The 5,226-nt window shown below is 31.0% G+C and carries 5 protein-coding genes; 4 read left to right on the forward strand and 1 reads right to left on the reverse strand.

The annotated features are described in order from the left end of the window. Positions 1-55: 55 nt before the first annotated feature. On the reverse strand, positions 56-1,867 hold the full coding sequence (pepF, locus tag CN601_RS22040) for an oligoendopeptidase F (protein ID WP_098172368.1): 1,812 nt from the start codon (positions 1,865-1,867) through the stop codon (positions 56-58). A 220-nt stretch (positions 1,868-2,087) separates the two neighbouring features. Here pepF and CN601_RS22045 point away from each other — a divergent pair, with 220 nt between their 5' ends. From CN601_RS22045 to CN601_RS22060, 4 genes are all read left to right on the forward strand, one after another. Further along, entirely contained in the window at positions 2,088-2,609 is a 522-nt protein-coding gene (locus CN601_RS22045) for a hypothetical protein (protein ID WP_098172369.1), read from the forward strand. After that, a complete protein-coding gene (locus CN601_RS22050) occupies positions 2,609-3,487 on the forward strand; it encodes an ABC transporter permease subunit (protein WP_098172370.1) in 879 nt (292 codons plus the stop codon). Before CN601_RS22045 ends, CN601_RS22050 begins: the two co-directional genes overlap by 1 nt. Beyond that, positions 3,484-4,536, forward strand: coding sequence for an ABC transporter permease (locus CN601_RS22055; protein ID WP_098172371.1), 1,053 nt, complete (start codon positions 3,484-3,486; stop codon positions 4,534-4,536). The genes CN601_RS22050 and CN601_RS22055 overlap by 4 nt, the downstream gene beginning before the upstream one ends. A gap of 195 nt (positions 4,537-4,731) precedes the next feature. Continuing rightward, positions 4,732-5,190, forward strand: coding sequence for a DUF5063 domain-containing protein (locus tag CN601_RS22060; protein ID WP_098172372.1), 459 nt, complete (start codon positions 4,732-4,734; stop codon positions 5,188-5,190). The last annotated feature ends 36 nt before the right edge of the window (positions 5,191-5,226 follow it).

Genomic DNA, 5,226 nt, shown 5'->3' on the forward strand with positions numbered 1-5,226 from the left:
ACTTTATGGGGTCACTTCAATTTTATAAAATAATTTAGGTGTTTTTTTAATTTCTTTAGAAAAGAGACTCTAATTCAGTTACTAATGAACCAACATAGTCTACAGCTTCTTTAATTGGTGCACTCGTCGTTAAATCAACACCAGCCATTTTTAAAAGTTCAACTGGTTTCTTTGATCCACCTGTTTTTAAAACTTCGATCCAAGCGTCGATAACTGGTTGTCCCTCTGTAGCAACTCTTCGCGAAATAGCAGTAGATGCAGTTAAACCAGCAGAGTAAGTATATGGATAAAGACCCATATAATAATGTGGCTGGCGCATCCAAGTTAAGCTTGCACCTTCATCGATTTCGACTGAATCTCCCCAGAATTCCTTCAGAACATTGCCTTTAACCTCACAGAATGTTGACGCTGTAAGAGGAGTACCTTTTTCAGCAAGCTCATAAACTCTTCGTTGGAATTCACCTTCAAGTAAATGAGTTACAAAATTATGATAATAAGTACCTAATAATTGAAGGATTACCCAACGCTTCATTTGTGGATCATTTGTCTGTTTTAGTAAATATTGTCCTAATAACATCTCATTAAATGTTGAAGGGGCTTCAACGAAATACATTGAAGGACGTGTATTGACAACACGTTGGTATTTATTTGCATAGTAAAAATGTCCAGCATGACCAAGCTCATGTGCAAGTACAAATGCATTTCGCATCGTATCCTGCCAGCTTATTAAAATGTAAGGATGTACACCATAAGGACTAGAACAGAAAGCACCCGTTGATTTTCCTACATTATCGCAATAATCAATCCAGCGCTCATCAAAAGCTTTTTCCATGACTGAAATGTAATCAGGTCCCATGACTTCTAGTGATTTTAAAATGGTTTCTTTAGCTTCTTCATATGTTGTACTTGGATTGAAATCGGGATCTAAAGGTGCTTTTAAATCGTAGAAATGAAGCGTTTCAAGTCCAAGTTGTTTTTTCTTTAAGTTTGCTAGTTTACGCATATGTGGAGCAAGTTCCTTATAAATAATGTTTAATTGATTATGATACATTTCTAAAGAAACTTTATGATTTTCTAATAGCATGTGAGTGACTGAATCATATTTACGTAATTTACTTAAAGCAACTTCTTTATTTACTTGAGTTGCATAAACAGCAGCATATGTATTTTTGTATTGGTTAAGAGTTTTAGTGAACGATTGATAAGCTTCTTTACGGACTGTATGATTTGGAGAGAATTCGTATAAATTTTCAAACATAGCGAACGAATTTTCTAATTCTTTTCCGTTATCATCTTCGAATGTTTCGAATTTTAAATCAGCGGATTTACTTGTTTGGTAAATTCGATATGGGGCAGAAGTGACTTCTCCAAGTGCTGCTAAAGCCTCTTCAGTTTCAGGAAGTAATTTATGTTGCTTAGATGCAATAATGTCTTCTAATAATAATTTAAATACTTCAATTTCTTTTTCTTCTTTTATAAACGCTTCTAACATTTCATTATTTAAGTTTAATAGTTCAGACTGTATAAATGTTAAAATTGTATTCGCTTTCGTACTTAAGCTTGAGAACTGTAAACTATCAGATTGGTTTTGTGGATCAGACCCATCTCCAGACTGACGTAAGCTTACATAAGTACCGCAACGAATTAATTGAAGCATAATTGATTCATAAGTTAATAATGTCTTTTTTAAATATTCCGGGGATTTTAAAACAGAACCTTTTAATGACTTTGCCTCAACTAAATCATTTTCAATAAGCTCTAAAGCATCTAACCATTCTGCACGAGTTGGATATAAATCCTCTAATTTCCATGTCATTTCAGTTGGTACTTCAACACGATTTAATCGCTTTACTAACATTTTTTCCATCAAATTGCCTCCTTTAATAGTAGTTGGTACGAGTCTATTATACTGTATAAAAACAAAATAAGGGTGAAATTATTCGATAAAATTGAAAATTATAACAATTAAAGTGCACAAGATGTCATTATTTTGATAAAATTAATTGAATTTGGTTGAAAATTTTAATATTTGTAAAAATTCTTGGAAAGAAATTTTATATGTTAGGAAAGGGGTTTTTTAATAACTGATGAAAAAATTTAAAATGATTTGTTTTCTAGCTTTTGCAACTGTCGCGCTATCAGCATGTACAATTAAAAAGCCTCCACAAAATTTGGCAATCCATGCAGATGGTAGCTTTGATTCAAAAAGTATTGGAATCAAAGTGGACTCGTCACTTCCAAAAGACGCAAAACTTCGTCTAATTTTTCAAGATGATGCATCTAAGAGTATAGTCTATAAAACTACTATTAAAACAGACGAAAAGGGTTCTGCATATAAGAAAATTTTATTAGACATAAACAATAAAAAATTAACAGGATTATTATTTTTTAAGCCTGAAGAACAACCAATAGCAATCCAAGATAAATTTGGTAAATATGGTGAAAACATTAGATCGAATGCAATTGGTTATTCAGTAGGGAAAAAGAATAACGAAAAGTATATGTATATTAAGCAATATGGAACGTTCTTGAAATTTGGCAAGTTGAGAAATTCAGGAAATATTATTTATTACAAAGAAAAGATAAAGCCTATAAAGGAGGGAAAATAATGATACAAACAAGTAGAATTATTTCTAAATACCTTCTTCAATTTTGTTTAACCATATTTGGAATCGGTTTAATTACCGCGACTTCTTTTACTTTATTGTTACCAAAAGGAGAGCGCTTAGTGGAGTTTTGGAACCAACTACAAATCTTTTTTTGGAGCTTTTTTTATTTCAGTCATTTAGAAGTATACTTAAGAGATTTTCAATACGTTCCTTTTTCTTCCGTATTTTTAGAACCTTATATGTATTCATTTACGATCCTTTTTTTTGCGTTTTTAATTTCCATCATCGCAGCTTTAATTTTATCTTATGCTGTTAATATTGGACCAAAATCAGTTAGAAAAATAATAAATAGTGTACTATTTTTCATGCAATCAATACCAGATGTTATCATGATTTGTGGATTACAAATTTTCTTTTTATGGATTTTTAACAAAACGGGGGTTAAAATTGTAGACCCAGTAAACGGTTTTGAATCAAAAGCCTATGCATTACCGATCTTTCTTGTCTCAATCATTCCAACAATTCAACTATTCCAAATGTTATGTCTGGCTATTCAAGAAGAAAAAATTAAAGACTATGTAGAGTACGCAAAAGCAAAAGGTCTCTCAAATTCTTGGATTATGATTCGTCATATTTTACGAAATGTAACGATTACATTATTAAGTAATAGTAAGTTAATATTTTGGTTAATGATTTCGAATTTATTAATAGTAGAAAAATTTTTTAATATGCAAGGTTATTTTACATTTTTATTTAATAATACTGGTTCTCCTGAAATCTTTTTTATGGCGCTAGTTTTACTATTTATCCCTTTCTTTCTATTAGAAATTATCTTTAAACAAATTGTTAATAAAATGAAAGGGGGAGAAGCAGTATGAAGATAAAGAGGTATTTACCTATATTAATAGGAAGCTTTATCATATTAGGTTTAATTATCTTTAGTTTTATTTATACGTACTTTATAAAAGATACATTAAAGCCACCCCCTTCGCTGTTATACAATGCTAAAGGAAGATTAATCGATACAACAGGTTATCCTCCAAGCTTAAAATATATCTTCGGGGTAGACAGATTTGGAAGAGATGTATTTTGGATGGTAATTGACGGTGCTAAATACACATTATCCATTGCAATAATAGTAGGATTAATGAGAGTTGTATTTGGAGGAATATTAGGGGCATTTTTTGGCTTTGTAAATGGTAATTGGTTAAAAATTATTGAACCAATTATAAACGCTTTCCGTTTTGTTCCTGCAGTCATCATTTTATTTCCTTTTTTTGTATTGTTAAATGATGTTTCAGAAGCAACAAAGGAAAAAACAATTGCGATCCAACTTTCTTTATTGATTATAATTTCAATACCAGTATTGATGAATTCAATTGGTGAAGAAGTAAGAGACTATTTAAAAAACGATTTTATAACGAGCTCTAAAATCATTGGCGCTAGAAATAGCTGGATTAGAAGAAAACATGTCTTACCATATCTTCGAAGCCGTGTTTTATTATTATTTGTCCAACAGACAATTCAAACTTTATTTTTACTAACTCAATTAGCTGTTTTTAAACTATTTATTGGTGGTGTGAAAATTCTTTATCTAGACCTCGGAGTTGACAGACCGATGTCTAAAGCAAACGAATGGTCAGCAATGATTGGTGCCAATTATATAGAACTATCGATAGACACCTGGGTAATTGTAGGACCAAGTATAGCTTTTATCGTCTCAATTTTTGCTTTTAACCTAATTAAATTAGGGATTGAACGATTAATGGAGGACCAGGGATCTACTATTAAAAAGAATCAATCAATTGAAGAGAAATCCTTTTATCCTGAATTAGATGATTTTGATTTTGTGAATAAGGAAAAATTAACTGGAGCAACTGATATAAAAGAGGAAGTACCTCAAAGTGGACAACTTGTAAGTAGATGATTTATTTGTCGTGAGCCTTTGTTCTAAATTTAGAGCAAAGGTTTTATTTTTTTTAGCTAAATGGGGTTTTTTTTGTACTTTTAATGTGTATTTTTGATTTCTTCTGCAACTAACTGGCAGTTTAGTTGCAGAAGGTTTTCGTTTGAAAAATGTAGAATTTTAATAGGTAACACTAAAAATCTGAGAGGGGAAAAAATGAAAAATAAAGCAGTAGACAACTTTTTTAATTCAGCTATTTACTATTGCAACTTAGTTGAAAATTTTAATTCCAATCAGGAAAATGACAAATTAAAAAATCTTGTTATTTCACTATTGGACTTATATTCCAAAGCCCTGCTTCTTCCAGATGTTGAACCTAAAAATGCCGATTCATATGAATTTGATGTATTTCTTCCTCAAATAAACTTTGAACAATACGATTGGTACTGGGTGGTCTTTAACCCATACAATTTAAACAATATAGAGGAACCTGTATTTGGAAGTTTATCCGACGATATCTTAGATATTTATAAAGATGTTAAAGAAGGAATTTTATTATATGACCAGAATGAACAATTAGAAGCGATTTGGCATTGGAAATTTCATTTCCAAGCACACTGGGGTAGGCACGCTGTTGATGCGATACGTGCATTACATTCCATAAATTTTAATTAATCCTTGTTCAACTAAAGCATGCATTAGTTGAACAAC

Source organism: Bacillus sp. AFS017336 (assembly GCF_002555445.1).
Lineage (GTDB): Bacteria > Bacillota > Bacilli > Bacillales > Bacillaceae_G > Gottfriedia.